We start from the raw sequence: 22955 nt of genomic DNA, 5'->3' as shown, positions 1-22955 counted from the left end.
GCCGTGGCGGTGGCATGAGGGGCGGTGGCGGTGGTTCCGTTGCACCCGGCGGTGGTGGCGGCTTTAGAGGTGGCGGCATGGCCGTTGCGCCCGGCGGCGGTGGCGGCTTCAGAGGTGGCGGCATGGCCGTTGCACCCGGCGGCGGTGGCGGCTTCAGAGGTGGCGGCATGGCCGTTGCACCCGGCGGTGATCGCGGCATCAGGCCTGGCGTCGTTGCCGGCACGGACGGCCGCGGACCTGCCGTTGTTCGGCCCGGCGTCGGCGGAGGTACCGTCGCGGGTGGCGGCTGGCACGGCGGCCGTCATCATCATCATCACCGTCATCGTCACGGCGGCTTCTGGCCGGGCTTCGCGATCGGTGCTGGCATCGGATCTGCCTATGGCTATTACGACAACTCCTACTATTACAACGACCCCTATTATTACGACGACAGCGTGGTCGCCGCGGCGCCCCCGGCCGGCGACGATGCCGTGGCGTACTGCACGCAGCGGTACAAATCCTACGATCCGGCGTCAGGAACCTATCTCGGCTATGACGGGCAACGGCACCCCTGCCCCGCGCAATAACAGGATATCGTAAGTTCGAAGGGCGGCGCATTCCGGTGCGCCGCCCTTTTCATTGCAAGATTACGAGCGCAGCGCCACCGCGACGCCACCGAGCGTGAACACCAGCGCCGCGACCTCGCGAAGCCCGAGCGGCTCATGCAGCATCGCTGCCGCCGCAAGCACCCCGATGACGGGAACGAGCAAGGTTCCAATCGAGGCGGTCGCCGCCGGCAGCCGTTCCAGTGCGGCAAACCAGCACACGTAGCAAAGGCAGAACGCGATCAGCGTCATATAGAGCAGCGACACCCAGCCGACGTATGACAGCGCAGCCAGTTGCGGCTGCTCGACCGCAAGCCCAACGATCGCGATCGGCAGGCAGCCGAGCCCGACCTGCCAGGCGGCCAGCGACAGCGGCGGCATCGCCAACGGAAAATGCTTGGTCAGCACGGTGCCGAGGCCGACGCATACCGCGCCGGCCAGCGCGCACGCGATGCCCGGCAGCTTCTCGACGCTGGCTTCAAAGCCGTTGCCACCGATCAGCACGGCTATGCCGGCGAGCGCTACCGTCAGCGCGACCGCGCGCAGCTGCGACAGCCGCTCACCCAGGATCGGCCATGCCAGAAGCGCCACCCAGACCGGGATCGATGTGCCGAGCACCGCGGCCTCGCTGGCGTTGAGCCACAACAGCGCCAGCCCCATGAACGCGACCCAGCCTCCGATCGTCAGCATCGAGACCAGCAGCAACCGCAGCCACATCGGCCGCGGCACGCTCAATTTCTGCCGCCGCGCGAGCGCAAACAGAGCCAACGCCGCGGCGCCGGCGATGCCGCACAGGCCTCGCGAGGACAAAGGCGGCCATTCCGTCAGCAAATGTTTCATGATCGGGAAATTGAGGCCCCACCCGACCGACGTGACGGCGAGCAGGACGAGCCCGAGCGGCGACAGCCGCCCCGCGCGATTGACCGGGGACATGGCGGGATTAGATCCGGAACCGGAAGTACATTTGTTCTCGTTCTGACACAGCGAAACGTAATTGCCCTCAACAACTTTTATGTGCAGTCTATCATACAGACGACCTGTCGGCGTTTCGACTTAATCGTCACGTGGGATGTGCGAGTCGCTTAGTCGCCTCCCGAGGAAGAAGGAATCATCGTGCCGCGCGTTCTCGTGGTCGATGACGACCCGATGGTCTGCGTTGCCATCGAGGTTTGTCTGACGCGCAAGGGTTTCGAGGTCACCGTTGCCGACGGTGGTGAGGCGGGAATGCGCGCACTCGAATCCTGCGATTTCGACGTCATGCTGATCGACGTGTTCATGCCGCATATGCGTGGATTCGAATCGATCCGGATGTTTCAAGAGTGCAGACCGGACCTGCCTGTTATCGCGATGTCGGGCTATGCCTTCGCCAACGCCGAACGCGCACCGGATTTCCTGCGGATGACCATCGAGCTCGGCGCGGCATGCTGCCTGCGCAAGCCCTTCACGCCGGACGCGCTGTTGACCTCGGTCAATCAATGCATCACCACACCGAAAGCTTCCGCGCGCCACTCGAAATAGCGAAGTAAGCAACTGGCAATGCCCTCGCAGCGTATCATCCTCGGAATTGGCCTCGCTATCCTCCTCGTTATCGGCGCTGCCTCGATCGGTTTGGACCTCAAGTCGCGGTCGGATAACGCTTCCGTCGACCGTGCGCTTGGAATACTCAGCAAAATCTCGGACATGCGCCCGCTGCTGCGCCGGGCGGAAAGCGCGGCGCGTGCCTTCGCAATCAGCGGCGATCAGGAATTTGCCCGGGAATACCGTGAGGTCAGCGCCACGATCCTGCCGGCGCTGGCGGCCCTGATCGAGGCCGTCAAGGACAATCCCACCGAAAAGCGGCTGATCGACGAGACCCGCGCGCTGGTGGAGCGCCAGATTGCCATCAATGGCGAGTTGATCACGCGCCGCACCGCCGGAGACGTTGCCGCGGTCGCGGCGCTCGTCGGCCAGGAGGACCGTGCGGCGACGGCCGCGATCGCCGGGAATCTTGAAAAGGCGGTGGCGGAGGAGCGCAGGCAGCTCTTCGCGAGACGCGCCGAGTCCAACACCAACGGCAGGTTCCTGCTGGCGATCGATCTCGCCGGCGTCGCGCTGATCCTGATCCTCGCTACCGCGCTGACGCTATCGACCCGCCGCTCGCGCCGCGAACTTCAGGATTCGCTGAGCGCCACCCAGGCCACCAACGAGGCGCTGGAAGCAGCGGTCGCCGAGCGCACCGAGCATCTGGTTGCCGCGCATGACGAACTCAGGCTTTCGGCCGCCGTTCTGCGCAGCACCTTTCACAGCATGGCAGAAGCAGTGCTCGTCATCGACCCCAAGGGAGAGATTTTGCTCTCCAATCCGGCCGCCGAGAAGATGCTGCGCTACCGGCCCGGAATGACGGTGGAACTGCTGCGCTCGCTCAGCACGGTGTTTCATGCCGATGGCGTCACGCCGCTGCTGGTCCACGACATGCCCGCCTCGCGCGCGCTGCGCGGCGAAGCGTTCGACGCCACCGAAATCGTGGTGCGCCCCGTCAGCGGCAACCCGCCCGTTCATCTCATGATCAGCGGCCGGCCGCTGCGCGATGGCGCGGGCGCCATCAGCGGCGCCGCGCTGGTCTATCACGACGCCACCGCCTCGCGCGAAACCGAGCACAAGCTCTTGCAATCGCAAAAGCTCGACGCCATCGGCAAGCTCACCGGCGGCGTCGCGCACGACTTCAACAACATGCTGACGGTGATCACCGGCACCACCGAAACGCTGGTCGCGGGCCTCGCGCATGAGCCGAAGTTGCAGAAGACGGCGGAATTGATCGACCAGGCGGCGGAACGCTGCAGCGAGCTGATCCAGCACCTGCTCGCCTTCGCCCGTCGCCAGCCGCTGCAGCCGCGCAATGTCGACATCAACGCCACGGTGCTGGACATCGCAAAACTGCTTCGGCCGACGCTCGGCGAGCAGGTCGAGGTCAACTCGATCCTCGAGCAGGAAACGGCGACGGCCCATATCGACGCCTCGCAGCTCGCCAACTCCCTGCTCAACATGGCGATCAACGCCCGCGACGCGATGCCGAACGGCGGCAAGCTGCTGCTGGAAACCCGCAACGTCGTGCTTGACGAAGCCTATGCGCAGGCCAATCCAGACGCGAAGCCCGGCCCCTATGTGATGCTCGCGGTCAGCGACACCGGCACCGGCATGTCGCAGGAAGTGCTGGACAAGGTGTTCGAGCCGTTCTTCACCACCAAGGAGGTCGGCAAGGGCTCGGGCCTTGGCCTCAGCATGGTCTACGGCTTCGTCAAGCAATCGGGCGGGCACATCCGGATCTACAGCGAGATCGGCCACGGCACCACGATCAAGCTCTATCTGCCGCCGGCCCGCGGCCAGGTCGAGGCAGCGCCAGCCGCGGTGGCGCCGCTGCCGCATGGCAACGAAACCATCATGGTGGTGGAAGACGACGCGCTGGTGCGCAATTTCGTCACCGCGCAATTGCAGAGCCTCGGCTACCGCACGATGGGCGCCGCCAATGGACCGGCGGCACTGAACCTGATCGAAGGCGGCCAGGCGTTCGATCTCCTGTTCACCGACGTCATCATGCCCGGCAGCATGTCCGGCCGCGAACTGGCGGAGAAGGTGTTGAAGCTCCGGCCGGACATCAAGGTGCTCTACACGTCAGGCTATACCGACAACGCGATCGTGCATCAGGGCCGCCTCGACCGCGGCGTGCTGCTGCTGACCAAGCCCTATCGAAAATCCCAATTGGCCAACATGGTCCGCCGCGCGCTGACGGGGTGAACTGGTGGAAGGCGCTAGCTTCTCCTCAGTTGCGGCGGCGTCTTCAATGCCAACCTGGTGTATGGAGGAGCAAGAGGTTCGATGAAGGGATTCGGTGGGAGCCAAGGCTAATGGCCGACGTGATCTACAAGCGCTGCTATTTCGATTGGGGCGGAAGATGCGCCTACTGCGACGTTGCACTCCCCCGGATAAAAACGGGCGGCAAGATCAAGGCCAGCATCGACCATTTCATCCCGCTCGCAAAGGGAGGCAAGAATAGCAGGGCCAACCGCGTGCTGTCCTGCTATCCCTGCAATCTCGCCAAGGACGACACCGACCCGCGCGAGACCAATCAATGGCCCCACGTCGAACAGCGGCTCGCCGCGATCGCCGCTTCGCCGCTCCTCAGTCACGGGCAACTCAAACGGCTTATTCCCGAGCTGGTGAAACAGGTTTCCGTAGAGGCATGATCCGCACCCGAGAGCCGCGTTGGCGCTGATCGCTATCGTCTCTACTACCCGAGCCCCGTCAGTCGTCGCCAGCATTCATCGCGCTGGTCGAGTTGAGAAACCGTCAGCAGGTGAGGAAAAGACCCATGCGCGCCTACATCATCTGCCATATGGGCACGTCGATCGACGGTCGCCTGCATCCGAGTCGCTTCACTTCACCTGCGAACGGCATCCCTCGAGATGTGCTGCGTGGACATTATGAACGCGTCCATAATCAGTTCGGCGCCGATGGATGGATCGTCGGCCGCAGGACCATGAGCGAGATGGCGAAGGGAGCGGAACGGCCGATCAAAGATGCACCCACGGTCGCGCGCGATGCCCATATTGCCGGGCGTAATGGGCGCAAGCTTGCAGTCGGCATCGATCCATCGGGCCGCGTTCATTACGGCAAGGACCATATCGGCGGCGACCATGTCGTCGCCGTTCTGGGCGAGGAAGTATCCGATGCGTACCTCGCGGAATTGCGTGAGGACGGCGTGTCTTATGTCTTCGCCGGACCCACGGGCGATGATCTGCCCCGCGCGATGGAAGAGATCGCCTCGCTGTTTGGTGTCAAAACGCTTCTTCTCGAAGGCGGCGGCAAGATCAACGGCGCCTTTCTGAAGCACAAGCTTATTGATGAGTTCAGCACCTTGATCCATCCCGCCGTCGATGGCGTGGCCGGTACGCAAAGCATCGTGGATTATGACGGGCCCGAGGGGGACCGCCCCGGAGCCGGGCAATCGCTGCGCCTCACGCACTGCGAAACGCTCGAAGGCGGCATGGTGTGGTTGCGGCACGCCGTGGAACGTGGGCCAGACTGACCACTTTTGTGCTGGCCAACATGGTCCGTCGCGCGCTGTCGGGGTAGGCGTTGTGGGGGAGATGTTACCTCTGCCCTCATCAAGCGACGACGCGAATGATCTGAATTGGACTTTTAAGGATTGCTACGGCAGTGTGTTCGCAGACTCGTGACCATGTCTGTTGTACGGGCTCAATTGCCAGCTACGATGCCCCATGGCTCTCTTTACGCAATCCAGCTTCAACGCAACTGGCATCCGCTCGCTCTGTTGGCGCGGTGATGAACTCGTCGATTGGGTCGGTGGCGGCCGTGAAGGCAGGTTCGTTTGATCACGTCGTAGACAGCCAACCCACTCGGACGGAGAAGCGGTCCGTCGTCATCCTCGACGCTATCCTGGGGCTCGGCTGTGGTAGCCACTGCAATGCAGTCATCGTCGAGCCAGCAGGCCGAATTCTCCTCGGCCAAACCCGGGTCGAACGATGAGGGAAACTCATGGCGGTCATCAAGGTGACGTGGATCTGCGAGGGCTTGCGCAACATCGAAGCACAGCACGAGACTTAGCGGATGCCACAACCACCCGGCGCCGCAGTGGCGCCGAACTGCGATTGCGCGCGCGTCACTGCGCGCCGGAGCCGCCCGCCACGATCTTCTCGTTCAGCTTCTGATCGACGATCTGCACCGTGCGGTCGATCTCGGCACTGGGCGCGCCAAGCTGATGTGCAATCAACTTCACCAGGAGGTCGACCCGCTCGATGAAGGGCGCTCCGGCGGCAACCGCACGGGCCGCCGATGAGGGCTTGAGAAGGCTTTCCGCCGCCTTGGCATATTTCTCGAAGGGCACCTGATCCGCCGGGTCGGCGCCCAGACGGCGGGCGATGCCGTCGACATGGTCATAGATCGACTGCGAGAGTTTTAGATCACCATGCACGGCGTCGCGGATCGACTGCGGCTCGTGCGGCGTGATGCAGCGGTAATTCCCGGTCAGCAGCATCGACCATTTGGCCAAGGGTACGAACAGCGAGTCGAACACCTTGAGCTTTACCGGAACGTCCTTGCCATCCAGCGTCACCGCGTCGATGCCAGTCTCGAGCTCCCGCAGCAACTTGTTATGCTGCTCGTCTTCAAAGGCGGCGGCCTTGAAGTTTGTCGGCAGGCCGACATGAAGGACGTTCGCCGCCTCTTCCGGCGGACGGAAGGCCTGCGGATCGGGAGAACAGAGCGACACCAGTCCCGGCTTGAAGCGCTCCCATACCTGGGCGTTGGTATAAGCCTCCTCGAGGTCCATGTCCGCCAGTGCCGGGATCCGCTTGAGATAGGGCAACGGCGGCATGTTCATAATCGAAAGACAAGGCAGATTTGCCGCGGCTATCTTGATCATCAGAACGCGGATCGTGTGGTTGGTGTATTGCGGCTCCTGCATCGCAAGCCCAACTAGGTCGTAGTGGGAAAGGTCGACCTCGGCGGGCGTGGTGGCGTCCAGCTTACCCGGCAGATCGCGCGAGAAGATCGCGCGGTGCACCGCCTCGTCGCGCAGCTTGATGCGAACTTCGGTGCCGTCGCGATTGATGAGGTCCGCCGTCTTCCTCCGGCAAACCAGGGTCCCGTTGTGACCCGCCATCAAAAGCTTTGTCGCCAGCAAGGAGCCATACGAGGCCCCAAGGATCAGAATGTTGCGCGCCATACTCTCTCTTTCACAAATGATGTGAGAATTTGCCCCAACTATTTAGCGGGCCGAAAATTTCGCCCGTGGCATACAACGAATTGATAGGCGTTACAATCACATAGCGGCCCACCAAGATGGAATTAAAAGGGAAGTATTCCTACGACCGCGTCGCCAACACCACGCCGACCAGCGTAAACACCAGCGCGACAATCTGCGTGACGCCGAGCGGCTCGCCCAGCGCGATCGCCGATGCCACCACGCCGATGACGGGCACCGCCATGGTGCCGATCGCCGCCACCGAGGCCGGCAGGCGGGCGAGCGCGGCGAACCAGCTCACATAGGCGATGCAGAACTGGATCACGGTCGAATAGACCAGAAGCCACCAGCCGAGCTGCGTCACCTTCTCGATATGCGTTGTCTCGATGGCGAGACCGATGATGACGATCGGAAAACATCCCAGCCCGATCTGCCAGGCCGCGGCCGGAATCGGCGGCAGCGGCACCGGCAGTTTCTTCGCCAGCACCGTGCCGAGCGCAAAGCCCATCGCGCCGCAAAGCGCCATCACCATGCCCGGCAGTTTTTCGGTCGTGGCTGATATGCCGTTGCCGCCCATGATGGCAGCGAGCCCCGCAAACGCCATCACCAGCGCGACGGTGCGCAGGATGGTCGGCCGCTCGCCGAGCACAGGCCAGGCCAGAAGCGAAGCCCAGACCGGCATGGTGTAGGCGATCAGCGCCGCCTCGCTCGCCGGCAGCCACAGCAACGCCAGCCCCATCAGCACCATCCAGCCCGTGACGTTGAGCAGCGCCGCCAGCATCAGCCGCGGCCACAGATGCCGCTCGACCTTCAGGCTCTGGGCGCGCGCCAGCGCCAGCACGGCCAGGAGTGCTGCGCCGATCACGCCGGTCGTGCCGCGCAGCGTCAGCGGCGGCAGTTCGCTCAAAAGGTACTTCGTGACGGGCCAGTTAAAACCCCAGCCCACCGAGGTGATGGCGAGGAACATCAGGCCGGCGGGCGCGATCCGCGCACCCGCGCTGGTGGGTTTTGATTCTGTCATGGAGCCCGGCAAGGGGTGGAATCGGCCCTCACCTTGCCGCTTATCGGCGCCCGCGACCACGGGTGCGCGGACATGCCAGACCTCCCCTCCCCGTAGCCTCACGTGAGTCTCGGCAGTGCAATCCCGACGGCTGAAAGAATAGCTGCCCTGTGAACAGCGGGCGAAGCCTTGCTCCACAGGGTGGGGATAATTTTTTTCCCTTGGGAATCCCTGAGGACTCACTGATACTTGTATCAATCACAGGGGCGGCATCACCCCCTGTTATCCCTCACTTTCCACCATATTTAGTATTTGATTCAGGAACTCGTACTAGTCCTTGACGGGCGCGACGGGTTTGGCCTAGCCTTCTCCTGGACGGCGCGAGTGAGTTTTTGGGTCCCGCCGATCGCTCCCAAATGGGTTCCTTGAACGAGCACTCCGTCGGCCGGTCGAGGCACGGATCGAGGGCTTGTCTGCCTTGAAACGGGGGCGAGCGGCGCACCGAAAGAACGAGCCGAATGGCTCACGGTGACGAGTAGCGCGTTGAGTGGAAGGGGTTGGCCTCGCCGGCGGGCGGGACGAACCCTTGGGGTGGCGAAGACAGAAAACAGGGCCGGGTCCACCGGTAGAGCTAGCGGATCTCAGGAACCAAGGTTGTCTTCAACCTTGGTGCCGAAAGTTCGCTCATTGATAACATCCGGCAACCGCGAAAAAGCGGACCGGGCAAGAAGACGGGGCACGACCTATGCGAATCGAACGGCGCAACACCACTTCCGGCCAGTCACCCTATGCAGGGATTGATTTCAGGCTGACGACATCCGAGATCCGCAACCCCGACGGTTCCATCGTGTTCCGGCTGGAAAATGTCGAAGTGCCCCAGTTCTGGTCGCAGGTCGCCTCCGACGTCCTGGCGCAGAAGTATTTCCGGAAAGCGGGCGTCGCCGCGCGCCTGAAGAAGGTCGAGGAAGAGACCGTGCCGTCCTGGCTGTGGCGCTCGGTGCCCGACACCGAGGCGCTGGCCCTCCTCCCTGAATCCGAGCGTTTCGTCAGCGAGCTCAGCGCCAAGCAGGTGTTTGACCGCCTCGCCGGCTGCTGGACCTATTGGGGCTGGAAGGGCGGCTACTTCTCCTCGGAAGAAGACGCGCAGGCGTTCTTCGACGAGCTGCGCTTCATGCTGGCCAAGCAGATGGTCGCTCCGAATTCGCCGCAGTGGTTCAACACCGGCTTGCATTGGGCCTACGGCGTCGATGGCCCCGGCCAGGGCCACTATTATGTGGACTGGAAGACCGGCAAACTCACCAAATCCAAGTCCGCCTACGAGCATCCGCAGCCGCACGCCTGCTTCATCCAGGGCATCGAGGACGACCTCGTCAACGAGGGCGGCATCATGGACCTCTGGGTGCGCGAGGCGCGCCTGTTCAAATACGGCTCCGGCACCGGCTCCAACTTCTCCCGCCTGCGCGGTGAAGGCGAGCGCCTGTCCGGCGGCGGCCGCTCGTCCGGCCTGATGAGCTTCCTCAAGATCGGCGACCGTGCCGCGGGCGCGATCAAGAGCGGCGGCACCACGCGCCGCGCGGCCAAGATGGTCGTGGTCGACGCCGACCACCCTGATATCGAGACCTATATCGACTGGAAGGTGAAGGAGGAGCAGAAGGTCGCCGCTCTCGTGACCGGCTCCAAGATCAACCAGAAGCACCTCAAGGCCGTGCTGAAGGCCTGCGTCAACTGTGAAGGCTCGGGCGACGACTGCTTCGACCCCGAAAAGAATCCTGCCCTGCGTCGTGAGATCAAGCTCGCGCGCCGTGCGCTGGTGTCCGACAACGTCATCAAGCGCGTCATCCAGTTCGCCAAACAAGGCTACAAGGACATCGACTTCCCGACCTACGACACCGACTGGGATTCGGAAGCCTACCTCACGGTATCAGGCCAGAACTCCAACAACTCGGTCTCGCTGAAGGACGACTTTCTCCGCGCCGTCGAAACCGACGGCGACTGGAACCTGATCGGCCGCACCAACAAGAAGATCACGAAGACGCTGAAGGCCCGCGAGCTCTGGGAGAAGATCGGCCACGCTGCCTGGGCCTCGGCCGATCCCGGCCTGCACTTCAACACCACCATGAACGACTGGCACACCTGCAAGGCATCAGGCGAGATCCGCGCGTCCAACCCGTGCTCGGAATACATGTTCCTGGACGACACGGCGTGTAACCTCGCCTCCGCCAACCTCATCACCTTCTACTCGACATCAACAAAGCGGTTCGACGTCGAATCTTACGAGCACCTCTGCCGGCTCTGGACCATCGTGCTCGAAATCTCCGTGATGATGGCGCAGTTCCCGTCGAAGGCGATCGCCGAACTCTCCTACGAGTTCCGCACGCTGGGCCTCGGCTTTGCCAACATCGGCGGCCTGCTGATGACCATGGGCCTGCCCTACGACAGCAAGGAAGGCCGCTCGCTGTGCGGCGCGCTGACCGCTGTCATGACCGGCGTCGCCTATGCGACCTCGGCCGAGATGGCAAAGGAGCTCGGCCCCTTCCCCGGCTACAAGAAGAACACCCAGCACATGCTGCGCGTGATCCGCAACCATCGCCGCGCGGCGCATGGCGAGAGCCGCGGCTATGAGGCGCTGGCGGTCAACCCCGTGCCGCTCGATCACGCCTCCTGCCCGCAAGCCGACGTCATTGCCCACGCCAAGGCGGCCTGGGACAAGGCGCTGGAGCTTGGCGAGCTCAACGGCTACCGCAACGCGCAGACAACAGTGGTGGCGCCGACCGGCACCATCGGCCTCGTGATGGATTGCGACACGACAGGCATCGAGCCTGACTTCGCGCTGGTGAAATTCAAGAAGCTTGCCGGCGGCGGCTACTGGAAGATCATCAACCAGGCCGTTCCCGTGGCGCTGCGGACGCTCGGCTACAGCGAGGCTGACATCGCGGAGATCGAGGCGTACGCCGTCGGCCACGGCTCGCTCTCCAATTCGCCCGGCATCAATGTTTCGACCTTGAAGGCCAAGGGCTTCACCGACGAAGCGCTGGCCAAGGTGGAAAAGGCGCTGCCGACCGCGTTCGACATCAAGTTCGCCTTCAACAAGTGGACCTTTGGCGAGGATTTCCTGCGCGAGACGCTCAACGTCGCACCGGAAGCGATCGCAGCCCCCGGCTTCGACCTGCTCGCCGCGCTCGGGTTTACAAAGCGCGAGATCGAGGCCGCCAACGTGCACATCTGCGGCGCGATGACGGTGGAAGGTGCGCCGCACCTGAAGGCCGAGCACTATCCGGTGTTCGACTGTGCCAACCCCTGCGGCAAGATCGGCAAGCGCTATCTGTCGGTCGAGAGCCACATCCGCATGATGGCGGCGTCGCAGCCGTTCATCTCGGGCGCGATCTCCAAGACCATCAACATGCCGAACGACGCCACCGTCGACGATTGCAAGGCGGCGTACCTCCTCTCCTGGAAGCTCGCGCTGAAGGCCAACGCGCTCTACCGCGACGGCTCGAAGCTGAGCCAGCCGCTCAACTCGCAGCTCATCAGCGATGATGACGACGAGGACGATGCGACCGAGGCGTATTACGAAAAGCCGATGGCGGCGCGTGCCGCCCAGGTCTCGGAAAAGATCGTCGAGAAACTGGTCGAGCGCATCGTCGTGATGCGCGAGCGCGAGAAGATGCCTGACCGCCGCAAGGGCTACACCCAGAAGGCGGTAGTCGGCGGCCACAAGGTGTACTTGCGCACCGGCGAGTATGACGACGGCCGCATCGGCGAGATCTTCATCGACATGCACAAGGAAGGCGCCGCGCTCCGCTCCTTCATCAACAACTTTGCCATCGCCGTCTCGCTCGGCCTGCAATACGGCGTGCCGCTGGAGGAGTATGTCGACGCCTTCACCTTCACCCGCTTCGAGCCGGCGGGCCCCGTGCAGGGCAACGACTCGATCAAGTACGCGACCTCGATCCTCGACTATGTGTTCCGCGAACTCGCGGTCAGCTACATGTCGCGCTTCGATCTCGCCCATGTCGATCCCTCTGAGTCCAACTTCGACGCGATGGGCAAAGGCGTGGAAGAAGGCAAGGAGCCGTCCGACGGCCACCAGGCCACCAAATATCTGTCCAAGGGCCTGACCCGCTCGCGCACGGATAATCTGGTGGTCATGCGCGGCGTCGATGCGGATGCACGCGGCTCCCACAACGTCACCGCGATCGCCTCCCACGGCCCGAGCGGGCGCGCCTCCGACGCCCATGAAGGCGCGGTCGCCCTGAAGCAGGAAACCCAGCACGACCTGTCTCCGACGGAAAAGCTGGACGCGCTAAAGTGGAGCAAGTCCGGCAGCGCGGCAGTGGCGGTCGCGCCGTCCAAGGCCGAACGCCGGGCGGAAGCCAAGGCCAAAGGCTACGAAGGCGAGATGTGCTCGGAGTGCGGCAACTTCACCTTGGTGCGGAATGGGACGTGCATGAAGTGCGATACGTGCGGGAGCACGACGGGGTGTTCGTGAGCGACTAATACATACATCGAGCAAGCGAAAGGCCGCTCGAAGGAGCGGCCTTTTGTCATTGGAGAGACCATGTCAGATCAATCAGGCGAGCCCCAGCAACAGCAGGAAATAACAATAACTCCCACGCTTGAAAGCGAGCCTAGGTATGCTGAACAACTAGGACACATCAGCGTGGAGTGGGCCAACCTCGAATGGCACACATATTTGACATTTGAACTTGTGAGCGGGTCACCGCCTGCCGTTGCTAGAAGCATTTTCTACGCCATAGACAGTACTCGCGGCCGCAGAGAAATGGTTTCTGGAATAGGCAAAGCTCTAATCGACAATGACAGCGAGAAGAACATTTTGGATGATATTCTAAGACGTATCGGCAAGAGCTCGGCTCAGCGAAACAAGTATATCCATGACACTTGGGGCGTTGCCACTACTCAAAAGCATGAGGTTTTTCAGCTGAGGATGAATCAAAATGATTCATCTCAGAAAATGGATGCCGTAACCATCCCTGATATGCAGACTGTTGCAGAAAATATCCGCAAACTTACAGATGAATTACACAATTTCCGCGAACGAATCCGTCCAAAGGTGCCAGCATGGCTTGAGAGATATCGGAAGCTGCCCGGGCTAGGCCTAGTGTACGCTCCGAAGGGACACCCGCCGGGTAGGAAGCCAAAAGGCTTTCACACCAAACCGTAAATTCGGCAAGCAAGTAATTCGAATGTGCCTGAACGCCCAGCGGGCGATCTCAGAATCCAAGGCTCGTCAAATGAACGCGACCGCCAGAACGAACCGAACTATTTGAACCGATCAAGCTCATGAGCGGCGGTCTTGGTCGTGCAGAATTGGAGCTTGCCACGTCTTTTTCGATGCCGATCTGATACCAATGCTCTCGGAATTTTTCCGTTAGAACTGTGAACGGCGTCACAATGCGAGATTGTCACCAGTGTTATGTCTGTAACCAAATAGACGTTCAATCGGCCGTTCTTGTCGTATGAAGTCGATCGGTCAACCCAGACTATAGTCGTGTAAGGACGTCACGCCGACATCAGACCTCTTGCTCCCGCTCGCTGTGCTCATGCGAGCTACTTACTTTTTCCTTCGCGGTGGCGGTTCAAACAAAAGTTGCGCGATCGCGCGATCGTTTGCATCTCGTTAAAGTTAAATAGAACGTGGACTTCAGCTTTGGAGTTGACGCCGTGTCCAACAGAGATTCTGCGCCTGTTCTACTGCGACTGAAGAAGCTTGAGGAAAAAGTCGAGGCTTCTAGCAAGAAGAGATCGTCCAGTTTCTTCACGGATCCCTCGAAACTCATTTCGATCTCTGCATTCATCATTTCGATTGCCACCACTTTTTATTCATGGCGGAAAGAGAATGTTGAATCGCAGATTGCACAGCGACGACAACTCGATGCGACGATTCAGCAAATGATAGACGGAGGGATAAAAAATTTCGAGTTTAGTGTCAGGAATGCGAATCATCCGAACGTCGGAGCTCTGAGCGGTTGGTTCAACGCACAGATCGCCCTATCTGCAAAAAAAGCTGCACTAGAGTTGGCGTTGTCAGGAACCGGAACGATTACCGACTACATCATGGTTGGAAACGCGCTTCTCGATGCTAATGATTATAGTAGAGCAGGAGTTGCATTCCAGCGAGCCGTCCAGATCGGACAAGAGAAACAAGCCGCGGAAGACAGTTCTCTATACCGCCTAGCCAAATCATTCCGCGAACTAATATTTGGCGAGAGCCTAGACCAAACAGTTTCGGACGAGCAGCGGCCCCACGAATTGGCAAGTGCCCATGCCGCCCTCGCTGCCAGTTTGATCGCACGAAATATGCTTGAAAAAGCACAGAATCAATACGACGCAGGACTACGAGTTATAGAAGCCTCAAAGTACCCCGAAATCTATAAGCAGCAATTGCGTGCATACGTATACAAACTGTGGGGAGGCGCGCTGTGGAGGTTCAACCTGGACTGCAATGGCGCCAAAGCAAAATTGGAAACTGCCGCGCGCTTGCATCCCGACAGTTTGAAGATCCAGAATAACGATTGGAACTCTATTCAATACGAGTTGGGAGTGCTCGTAGCCAATTGTGGTTCAGATGGAAGAAGCCGCGATATTTGGTCTGGACCGAGTGCGGCGACGACGCAGAACGTAGTGACTTGGCCTCAGCCTGCTGTTAGTCCGGAAGCAGTAACAGTTGCGAGCCCTGTTTCACCGGGCAATCCTCCCCGCACGCCAAGTGTAGCGCCGAAAGCCTCACGTCAAAAAGCTGCTCGTCAATAATCGGGAAGTAGCAGCCTCGCGGCAGCATAGGCATGGATCTATCTGAAAATTACGGTGGGAATGCACTTAATCTTCCGCTGGCAATGCACCGCTAGTGACATTTCCGCCGTTCGAAAAGCGAGGCAAGCACTGCTGCTACGTCATCGGGAGTTACAGGACACCCAATCCCGTGCGGATATGCCGAGCTGCCGCGGATGAGGTTCTATTCACTCGACCAGACGACAGGCGCCGCCGACATCGCAAAGCTGAAGCGACAGAATTCTTAGGTCGAAGCGTAGGGCCGATTAGCCGAAGGCGTAACTGCCGTTCTGCGTGACCAAGTCGACGAGTTACGCTTCGCTAACCCGCCCTACTCGCTATTTACTATTCCATCCACTCACTTCGCCAGCCCGAGCGACTTCAACGCCTTGCCGTTGTCCTCGTTCGCCGCCTTCATGAACTCCGCGAAGCCAGCCGAATCCAGATAGAAAGTCGTCAGCGCGACACGTTTCGCTATTGTGCCCTACTTACCCCCCAAAAGACGCATGTCAAGAAAAAGCAAGAGCTTCCTACGCCTCCGCCGCTGGCGGCGCGGTGCACGGTGGGCGCGACGGAAGCTCGCGAGAGCACCGCGGGCGGCTCGGATCGTTGGCGTCGTGGCGATCCTGCTTGTGCTCGTCGCGCTGACGAACCTTGTCTATCAGGTGATCCGCAAGCCGACTGAGCTGTTTGCCTTCGTTGGCGATGCGCTCGACAAGGAGCCGGCCGAGACCTGGCGGCAATACGGGCCGCTCTTCCGCGCCTATTCCACCAGTACGATCACGCCCGAATTGCTGGCCGCGCTGGCGCAGGTCGAGAGTTCAGGCAACCCGGTGGCGCGCACCTACTGGCGCTGGCGATTAAGCCTGAATCCTTTCGCGATTTACCAGCCCGCCTCCAGCGCCGTCGGCCTCTTCCAAATGACCAATGCGGCCTACGCCGAGGCCGCGCGGTCCTGTGTCCGAGAGAATGCGGTCACAAATACCGGCTGCGGGTTCACCAGCCTCACTATCCGCGTGATCCCGAGCCATGCCGTTGAGCTCGCGTCCGTGTATCTGGCCTGCAATGTCGCGGCGGTTCTCGCCCGCGTCCCCGATGTGCCGGCAAGCCTGCAGCAGAAGCAGGATCTCGCCGCGTTTATCCATCTTTGCGGCGGGGGTCCCGCCACAGCCTTCGCGCGCCGCAACTTTCAAATGATGCCCGGCGAGCGGTGCGGCGATCATCTCGTCACAGCCTATATCGTCAGGGTCAATGCGATGAAGCGGCAGTTCAAGCGCCTGGCGGCCGATGGTGGGTTCCAGAATTAACCTGCAGAGCGCACATCAAGCTTAACGCGCGAGTTTGGTTGCTACACCACGCAAGCCGAATAGATTCCGATTACCGGACGATTTCCCCCAAGTCATCCGGGTCCACGCCAGCGAAGCCGCCAGGCGAATTGCCCTCTGCCTGGCGGCTTAGTTTTCGGCTCTCGGCGGGTGTAGCTCAATGGTGGAGCGTTGGGTTCCAAGCCAAGGAGGCCGGTTCGATTGCTAACCCGCCCTACTCGCTCCTTGCCTCTTTATTGCAAGCCGCGCTTATGCAAGGCGATGATTACGATGCGAATGATGCAGTCCGATATCGACTCGTCTTGCAGTCGCAACCTCTGCAGCCAACGCCACGTTGCCGCGTCGATCTCGGTCCGCCAGTTGCCGTTCGGCAAGCGCCGTCCGGGCGGGGGCGCGAACACGCTCGCGATCAGGGCGCGGCATTCCTCGGTGATCTCGGTATCCGGCATCGCTTGAATGGAAAGAAGTCCTCGCGCGCCCAGCGCCGCCGGCGTGTTGCCCTGATCCGGCAAAATGCACTAGTTAAATCGCGGCAATGCTAATTGGGCCAACGCGGGCCTTTTGCCTCGCCAGATACGGCGAGGGCTCGCAATACATGTTCTATTCTCTGGATTCGGCAGCGGGGGCCGCCGCGATTGCAAAGTTGAAGGAATGAAAATCTTAGCAAGTAGCCCGGATGAGCCATCGGGCGCATTCGCGCGACCCGTTGGCTCATCCGGGCTACGTTGGCTCATCCGGGCTACGCTCGCTGCAACTCACCTCACTCACTTACTTTGCCAGCCCGAGCGACTTCAGCGCCTTGCCGTTGTCCTCGTTGTCCGCCTTCATGAACTCCGCGAAACCAGCCGAATCCAGATAGATCATGTCGAAGCCGCGCCTGTTCATGAACTCCTTGAACTCCGCGCTGTCCCAGATCTTCTTGATCGCGGTCTCGTACTGCGTGGCAATCTCCTTCGGCAGGCCCTTGGGCGCCGCAAAGCCGCGCCACACACCCTTGTGCCATTTGTGACCCGTCGCCTCCTCGGTGGTCGGCACATCAGGGAAATTCGGCGCGCGCTTCGGCGAGAAAAACACGAGGCTGCGGATGCGCCCCGCCTTGATCAGCGCCTCGGCTTCCGGCATCGAGCACGCGACGAAGTCGACGCCGCCGGCCGCAAGATCGGTCAGCGCGGTCGCAGCACCCGTGGACGGCACCCAGCGGATCGAGGTGGGCGACACGCCGTCGGCCTGCATCAGGCCGGCGAGCGCGACATGCCAGCTTCCGCCCTGCCCCGTGCCTGAGGCCACCACCTTGTTCGGATTCGCCTTGATATGTGCAAACAACTCCTTGACGTTCTTGTAAGGCGAGTCCGCCTTGACGTGGATCGCGGCGGGGTCCTGGTTGACCATCGCGATCGGCGTATACTTCTCGAAGGTGAGATCGGTGAGCCCCGCCCAGTGCATCAGGTTGATCTCGAGCGTGATGAGACCGAACGTGTAGCCATCGGGCGCGGCGGTGGCGATCGCCTGGTGGCCGACCACGCCCGACCCGCCCGTGCGGTTCACGACGTTCACCGGCTGCTTGAGATCGCGTTCCAGCATGTGGGCGATCTGGCGCGCGACAGCGTCGGTGCCGCCGCCCGCGGCCCACGGCACGATCAGCGTGATCGGCCGCTCCGGGAAGGCACCTTGCGCATTTCCGGCACCGAGCAGGTTTGCGGCCGCAAGCGCCGCAAGCGCAAAATTTCGGACATGGCGAAACATTCGCAGATCCTCCCGCTTTGTTTTTTGATGCGCCGGGTGAGACACCGCGACGCCGCGCTTATGCGCTATTCGCCATTCGGACGGCGGAACGGGAATATGTCAAGGAGAAGTGCCGACACATTGGCGCAACGGACCTAACCGGGAATTGAAACATGAAAGTCTTCGTGACAGGGGCGACCGGCTATATTGGCGGGTCGGTTTCGACCAAGCTTTCCATAGGCAGGCCATGAGGTGATCGGGCTCGCGCGTTCGGCCGACGCGGCGACACGCTCAAGAAGCGCGGCATCGAGCCGCTCGCCGGCGCCATCAACGCCTACACGCCGTTCGCAAGTCGCGTGATCAAGCAGGAACGTACGTCAGCCTAATCACGTCCTCGCCCATTAGATCGCTGGTCACAAGGCGGAGCGGCGGCCGCGGGCCGGCAAAGAATGGCCTGCCGTGACCAAGCACGACGGGATGGAGGTAGAGTCGATACTCATCAATAAGACCAAGGTCGGTCAGGCTTCGCGCCAGGTCCGGTCCGCCGACGTCAATCTCCCCGACGTGCTGGGCCTTCAGCCCACGAATCACCGCATCGAGGTCATCCCCAACAAGGGTGGCGTTGGGACCGACGGATTTCAGCGAACGCGACACGACCCACTTCGGTTGGCGCCGCCATGCCGCCGCGAATTCGCATTCTTCCGCGCTCCACTCAGGATGATCTTCATCCCAATAGCGCATGACCTCGTATAGGCGGCGACCGTACACACTGCCGGTCGAGGCGCGTGCCTGGTCTATGAAGTGACGAAAGAGCGTCGGGCCTGGCGCAAACGCCATGTGGTCGACGTAGCCGTCCAGAGACACGTTCATTCCAAAGACGAGCTTCGCCATGCTGCAAAATCTCCACTCCAGGCTGTTCAGAATAGCTTGAGCCGACGTTGTACAGAAGTGAGATTGGCGTCTTTTCGCGGCGCTGCGGAATTTGGTCCGCCATCTCTGCATAGCGGACCTGACAAGCTGTCCACCCGATAGATTTGTGGGTTCACGGCCTGGATCGCCGGAAGTCAGATTTTTCCGGCTTTTACGCCGCAGACTCGCCGTAATTTTCTCACCAGACTACCACAAGTAGAACCTTTGAAATCGCAGTAACTCCCTTAACGCAGCCGTCGCTCTACAGGTCCCGCATCGGGCCGACGGATTTGAGTAATAACGCAAGGTAATGGGTGATGAAGATTCTTGTTGTTTCGGCGATTATGCTCGCCATGTCGCTCTCGACGACGCCGCGGATGGGAATCGTCACGGGTGGTGCGACCGGCACCTACATCAAGATTGGCGAGGACGTCAGGAAGATCGCCGAACCGAGCGGCATCTACTTGCAGGTTCTTGAATCGGCCGGCTCTATCCAGAACGTGTTCGACGTTCGCAAGAAGCGCGGTGTCCAACTCGGTATCGTGCAGTCGGACGTGCTCGAATATATCCGCGACATTTCCGACGACCAGGAACTGAAAGTTATCGCCACCAAGCTTGCTGCCGTTTATCCGCTTTACAAGGAGGAGGTCCACATTCTCGGTGATCTTTCCTTGAAAACGCTGCAGGACTTGCAAGGCAAACGTGTTGCGATAGGTCCTCAAAGAAGCGGCACATACCTGACTGCAAAGACGATCTTCTTCCAGACGGGAGTCACGCCGTCGAAAGAGGTATTGCTCGGCGGCAAGGAAGCGCTGGATGCGCTGCGCAAGGGAGAAATCGATGCAATGTTCTATGTGGCTGGCGCGCCGGCAACGCTCTTTTCGGAGAACACAACCGTCGACGACAAATTCCAGCTCATCGGGTTGGACGACAAAGCCCTCGACAGCTATCTCACGGCCGTCATCCCGGCCGGCACATACAAATGGCAGGAATCCGAGGTGAGAACGGTGGCGGTCAAAGCCGTTCTGATAACGTTCAGCTACGCTGGCGAGCAGTGCCAGAATGTGGCCAAGGTGGCCAAAATTATCCGCGAGAACAAGGCTTGGTTGGATGTCAACGGGCACCCGAAATGGCGCGAAGTGAATCTCGACGAGAAATTGCCGAAGTGGCCGCAATATGAATGTGTGGCGGCAACGCAGGAGCGCGCGCAGCAGCCCAAGCCAAAGGGCCCGGATATCAAAATCGTGCGCTAGAGCAGATGCAGCGCGCGCTGCTCCTCGACCGCAGCGAGTAACCCGCATCCGCCCTGCCCGCTGATTTGCTCTGCGCGCAAGTCAAATCTCGTCGCATCACATGCGGCAAAACAACACGACGGGCAAATCACTTAAAACCTGTCCAGTGCTCGCAGCAAAAATATTTCGCTTTCGTTGTCGGGCAAATCAATGGTTTGACTCCGCGCGTCTCACCCGATGAGAGGGGCGTGCGCACGTCACGAACGCGCGGTGAGATGCGGTGGACGCTGAATGCGCGCTAGACGTACGCGCAGGAAGCGTACGGCGAAGTCGTGTGGTTCGGGCGCCGCGGTGCTGGCGCTAAGTCCTGGAGAAGCGAAGCTTCTCGGGGACGACGGAGGCAAAAGAGCCGTTCTCCGGGAAGAGCACGAAGTAAGCCGTAAAGCCATTGCGCAGGGAAGGCCGGGATGCTCCCGCTGCCCTGTATGCTCGTGTGCATTTTCTTTAGCGCAAATCGCACGCGAGACCGCGGGTGCAGCAAGCACCCGGTCTTCCCTGCGCCCTCTTTACAAGAGGAGGGCAACGAAGTTGCAAACCTCGGGCGTATCAGCGCCGCGAGATCGCGAAGGTGTGTCAGCCCGTAGCCCGGATGGAGCCAACGGGGCTACGCTCGCTTTGATTGTGGAACGACACTTTTTCGCTGTTTTGGCGGCAGGCCTCAAGAGCATGGTGTGGCAGCCGGCACACACTCCCGGTCTTAAGCGCGTCGTCGCTCGCGAAAGAGCCGCACTGTTCACAGACTTGCCGCAAATGCGTGTGGAACTTTCATGGGGACAATTGGCTGAGTATCAATCCATGCGTTTGTCAGTTCTATCGACCGCCGCCGCCGAGCGCGCCGGCGTGCTGTGTTGTGTCTTGTTTATGGTGATAAGCGCTCAAGCGCTCGCGCAGACGTCGGCCACGGACAATCCGAGCCCGACCGCAGCGCAGCCTTCGGCGCCCGCGCAGGAAAAGCCTGCGGCCGCTGCCGAAGACAAACCGCCTGCCGCGGACGACAAGCCCGCCACCGCCGAGCAGAAGCCAGCGCCCGCGGAGGAGAAAGCAGCAATCGCGCAGGACAAGCCCGCGGCGGTGGAGGAGAAGTCGGCTGCCACGGACGACAAGCCTGCCATCGTCGAGCAGAAGCCGGCCCCTGCCGAGGAGAAACCAGCAATCGCGCAGGACAAGCCCGCAGCCGTCGAGGAGAAGTCGGCTGCCGCGGACGACAAACCCGCCATCGTCGAGCAGAAGCCGGCGCCCGTGGAGGAGAAACCAGCAATCGCGCAGGACAAGCCTTCAGCCGTCGAGGAGAAGCCGGCTGCCGCGGACGACAAGCCTGCCATCGTCGAGCAGAAGCCGGCCGTCGCGGACGCGAAGCCTGCGGTTGTCGAGCAGAAGCCGGCTCCTGCCGGTGAAAAACCAGCGGTTGCGCACAAGAAGCCCGCCTTGAAGCAGAAGCCTGTCGCCAGGCAATCAGCAAGCGCTGTCCAAAGCAAAGGGGCAGAGCACAGTAAATCGGTGCAACCGGCCAAGGCAGCCCACAAGCCGCGCGAGCGGACCATGGTCATGTTCTGCACCCGCTTCCGCACCTACAATCCGTCGTCCGGGACTTACCGGGGCTACGACGGCCAGACGCATTCTTGCCGATAGAATCATTCCATCATCGGTCGGCCGATCCAGAGCCGGTTGAGCCAGCGCACAGCAAAATCCGGCTGCTTGTCGCCCTGCAGGCGCGCCAGCGCCTCCTGATAGGGGCCCACCGCGCGCAGGCGCATGGGGAGCCTCGGATAGATGCGCCGGATCCACGTCAGCGCCCGGTTCATGCTGCGCGCTTCGCGTTCGCCGAACTCAAATCCGAATTCCTGGGCGAGCCGCTCCGGCAACAAATGGGCCGTCAGCGCGCGATACCATCTGGGGACGCGCAGTCCTGTGGCGGAGCCTGAAAAGATCTGCTGCGCGATGTCGCGGGCGGCGGGACTGACCGTGAGAACATCCGATTGCGACATCGACTCCGTGTAGGCGGTGAACGACGTCCAGTCCGCAGGCAGGTCGGCCGCTCGAACGCCGAACAGCGCCGCGTACAGCTTCGCCTCGGTCCAGTATTGCTCGCGCTCGCTGTTGGTGAGTGCAGGCAGGACGAGGTCATGCGTCTGCAAGGCGGTCTCCACCAGCGTGGCGTGAACCCACCGCAGCGCCGAGACCTCATTGGCATGGTACGCCGAACCGGCTTCGAAGCGGCCTGCCGCCTGCGGCAATATTCCAGTCACCACGGTGTGACGCCGATGCAGCCGGCGGCTTGCGGCCAGCGCCTGATCGAGCGTGCCGAACACCATCGTGAAGGTGATGTTGAAGGTCCGGTGAAACCGGCCGACCGGATCGGCAAAGGTCCGGGAATGCTCCGATATGGCCGCGGCGACCCAGGGGTGCGCCAACTGCAGCAACAGCGCCCGCCCCGCGCCAAGGAAGATCGCCGCCTCGCGGTCGACCCGCCACGTCAGGGACTCGGGGCCAAAGATTCCCTTGATCGGTCCGGCCGCCGCCGCGCGAACGGTGTCGAGACTGCCTTCAAAATCATCCGCGGACAACAACAACGGCGCGTCCTCAAGCGGGTCCGCC

18 protein-coding genes are annotated in these 22955 nt (G+C 61.4%); 12 read left to right on the top strand and 6 right to left on the bottom strand.

Going from position 1 to position 22955, the window contains the following annotated elements:
- Positions 1–566, top strand: a 566-nt coding sequence (locus IVB22_RS37780; protein ID WP_247522224.1) for a BA14K family protein, incomplete at its 5' end; no start/stop codon positions are given.
- 60 nt (positions 567–626) lie between these two features.
- Here the strand turns inward: IVB22_RS37780 and IVB22_RS37775 are convergent.
- Positions 627–1517, bottom strand: a complete 891-nt coding sequence (locus IVB22_RS37775; protein ID WP_247522223.1) for a DMT family transporter — start codon at positions 1515–1517, stop codon at positions 627–629.
- Between the two features lie 180 nt (positions 1518–1697).
- On the opposite strand from IVB22_RS37775, the gene IVB22_RS37770 reads away from it, so the two are divergent.
- From IVB22_RS37770 to IVB22_RS37755, 4 genes are all read left to right on the top strand, one after another.
- A complete protein-coding gene (locus IVB22_RS37770; protein WP_247522222.1) occupies positions 1698–2102 on the top strand; it encodes a response regulator in 405 nt (134 codons plus the stop codon).
- Positions 2103–2120: 18 nt separating this feature from the next.
- Complete coding sequence (locus tag IVB22_RS37765) at positions 2121–4355, top strand: CHASE3 domain-containing protein (RefSeq protein WP_247522221.1); 2235 nt, start codon at positions 2121–2123, stop codon at positions 4353–4355.
- 110 nt (positions 4356–4465) lie between these two features.
- Complete coding sequence (locus tag IVB22_RS37760) at positions 4466–4804, top strand: HNH endonuclease (protein ID WP_247522220.1); 339 nt, start codon at positions 4466–4468, stop codon at positions 4802–4804.
- A 125-nt stretch (positions 4805–4929) separates the two neighbouring features.
- Positions 4930–5646, top strand: a complete 717-nt coding sequence (locus IVB22_RS37755) for a dihydrofolate reductase family protein (protein WP_247522219.1) — start codon at positions 4930–4932, stop codon at positions 5644–5646.
- A 594-nt stretch (positions 5647–6240) separates the two neighbouring features.
- On the opposite strand, the gene IVB22_RS37750 is transcribed toward IVB22_RS37755, so the two are convergent.
- Both IVB22_RS37750 and IVB22_RS37745 read right to left on the bottom strand, forming a co-directional pair.
- Complete coding sequence (locus tag IVB22_RS37750) at positions 6241–7305, bottom strand: ketopantoate reductase family protein (protein WP_247522218.1); 1065 nt, start codon at positions 7303–7305, stop codon at positions 6241–6243.
- Positions 7306–7444: 139 nt separating this feature from the next.
- Entirely contained in the window at positions 7445–8344 is a 900-nt protein-coding gene (locus tag IVB22_RS37745) for a DMT family transporter (protein WP_247522217.1), read from the bottom strand.
- Positions 8345–9068: 724 nt separating this feature from the next.
- On the opposite strand from IVB22_RS37745, the gene IVB22_RS37740 reads away from it, so the two are divergent.
- The 5 genes from IVB22_RS37740 to IVB22_RS37720 all read left to right on the top strand — a co-directional run bounded on the left by IVB22_RS37740 (position 9069) and on the right by IVB22_RS37720 (position 16893).
- Complete coding sequence (locus IVB22_RS37740; protein ID WP_247522216.1) at positions 9069–12812, top strand: vitamin B12-dependent ribonucleotide reductase; 3744 nt, start codon at positions 9069–9071, stop codon at positions 12810–12812.
- A 69-nt stretch (positions 12813–12881) separates the two neighbouring features.
- A complete protein-coding gene (locus IVB22_RS37735; protein ID WP_247522215.1) occupies positions 12882–13505 on the top strand; it encodes a hypothetical protein in 624 nt (207 codons plus the stop codon).
- A 500-nt stretch (positions 13506–14005) separates the two neighbouring features.
- On the top strand, positions 14006–15094 hold the full coding sequence (locus IVB22_RS37730; RefSeq protein ID WP_247522214.1) for a hypothetical protein: 1089 nt from the start codon (positions 14006–14008) through the stop codon (positions 15092–15094).
- Between the two features lie 524 nt (positions 15095–15618).
- The gene (locus IVB22_RS37725) at positions 15619–16419 is read left to right on the top strand and encodes a transglycosylase SLT domain-containing protein (RefSeq protein ID WP_247522213.1); all 801 of its coding nucleotides are present in this window, start codon (positions 15619–15621) and stop codon (positions 16417–16419) included.
- A gap of 297 nt (positions 16420–16716) precedes the next feature.
- Positions 16717–16893 (top strand): hypothetical protein, encoded by a 177-nt coding sequence (locus tag IVB22_RS37720; RefSeq protein WP_247522212.1) that lies wholly within the window; start codon positions 16717–16719, stop codon positions 16891–16893.
- Positions 16894–17205: 312 nt separating this feature from the next.
- On the opposite strand, the gene IVB22_RS37715 is transcribed toward IVB22_RS37720, so the two are convergent.
- The gene (locus IVB22_RS37715; protein WP_247522211.1) at positions 17206–18180 is read right to left on the bottom strand and encodes a tripartite tricarboxylate transporter substrate binding protein; all 975 of its coding nucleotides are present in this window, start codon (positions 18178–18180) and stop codon (positions 17206–17208) included.
- 339 nt (positions 18181–18519) lie between these two features.
- A complete protein-coding gene (locus IVB22_RS37710; protein ID WP_247522210.1) occupies positions 18520–19050 on the bottom strand; it encodes a dihydrofolate reductase family protein in 531 nt (176 codons plus the stop codon).
- Positions 19051–19385: 335 nt separating this feature from the next.
- Here IVB22_RS37710 and IVB22_RS37705 point away from each other — a divergent pair, with 335 nt between their 5' ends.
- Positions 19386–20321 (top strand): TAXI family TRAP transporter solute-binding subunit, encoded by a 936-nt coding sequence (locus tag IVB22_RS37705; RefSeq protein ID WP_247522209.1) that lies wholly within the window; start codon positions 19386–19388, stop codon positions 20319–20321.
- Between the two features lie 567 nt (positions 20322–20888).
- Positions 20889–21989 (top strand): BA14K family protein, encoded by a 1101-nt coding sequence (locus tag IVB22_RS37700; RefSeq protein WP_247522208.1) that lies wholly within the window; start codon positions 20889–20891, stop codon positions 21987–21989.
- Positions 21990–21991: 2 nt separating this feature from the next.
- On the opposite strand, the gene IVB22_RS37695 is transcribed toward IVB22_RS37700, so the two are convergent.
- Positions 21992–22927: an oxygenase MpaB family protein gene (locus tag IVB22_RS37695; protein WP_247522225.1), complete on the bottom strand. Its 936-nt coding sequence runs from the start codon at positions 22925–22927 to the stop codon at positions 21992–21994.
- Positions 22928–22955: the final 28 nt, after the last annotated feature.

It is taken from the genome of Bradyrhizobium sp. 190 (genome assembly GCF_023073415.1).
Lineage (GTDB): Bacteria > Pseudomonadota > Alphaproteobacteria > Rhizobiales > Xanthobacteraceae > Bradyrhizobium.
The sequence above is the reverse complement of the archived record's forward strand: the minus strand, read 5'-3'. Positions and strand labels throughout refer to the sequence as shown.

Excerpts from the sequence above, each read along its gene's own strand:
- IVB22_RS37735 (WP_247522215.1), top strand. The coding sequence starts at position 12,882 with ATGTCAGATCAATCAGGCGAGCCCCAGCAACAGCAGGAAATAACAATA.
- IVB22_RS37765 (WP_247522221.1), top strand. The coding sequence starts at position 2,121 with ATGCCCTCGCAGCGTATCATCCTCGGAATTGGCCTCGCTATCCTCCTC.
- IVB22_RS37760 (WP_247522220.1), top strand. The coding sequence starts at position 4,466 with ATGGCCGACGTGATCTACAAGCGCTGCTATTTCGATTGGGGCGGAAGA.
- IVB22_RS37725 (WP_247522213.1), top strand. The coding sequence starts at position 15,619 with ATGTCAAGAAAAAGCAAGAGCTTCCTACGCCTCCGCCGCTGGCGGCGC.
- IVB22_RS37745 (WP_247522217.1), bottom strand. The coding sequence starts at position 8,344 with ATGACAGAATCAAAACCCACCAGCGCGGGTGCGCGGATCGCGCCCGCC.
- IVB22_RS37755 (WP_247522219.1), top strand. The coding sequence starts at position 4,930 with ATGCGCGCCTACATCATCTGCCATATGGGCACGTCGATCGACGGTCGC.
- IVB22_RS37710 (WP_247522210.1), bottom strand. The coding sequence starts at position 19,050 with ATGGCGAAGCTCGTCTTTGGAATGAACGTGTCTCTGGACGGCTACGTC.
- IVB22_RS37775 (WP_247522223.1), bottom strand. The coding sequence starts at position 1,517 with ATGTCCCCGGTCAATCGCGCGGGGCGGCTGTCGCCGCTCGGGCTCGTC.
- IVB22_RS37705 (WP_247522209.1), top strand. The coding sequence starts at position 19,386 with ATGAAGATTCTTGTTGTTTCGGCGATTATGCTCGCCATGTCGCTCTCG.
- IVB22_RS37715 (WP_247522211.1), bottom strand. The coding sequence starts at position 18,180 with ATGTTTCGCCATGTCCGAAATTTTGCGCTTGCGGCGCTTGCGGCCGCA.
- IVB22_RS37720 (WP_247522212.1), top strand. The coding sequence starts at position 16,717 with ATGCAGTCCGATATCGACTCGTCTTGCAGTCGCAACCTCTGCAGCCAA.
- IVB22_RS37750 (WP_247522218.1), bottom strand. The coding sequence starts at position 7,305 with ATGGCGCGCAACATTCTGATCCTTGGGGCCTCGTATGGCTCCTTGCTG.
- IVB22_RS37740 (WP_247522216.1), top strand. The coding sequence starts at position 9,069 with ATGCGAATCGAACGGCGCAACACCACTTCCGGCCAGTCACCCTATGCA.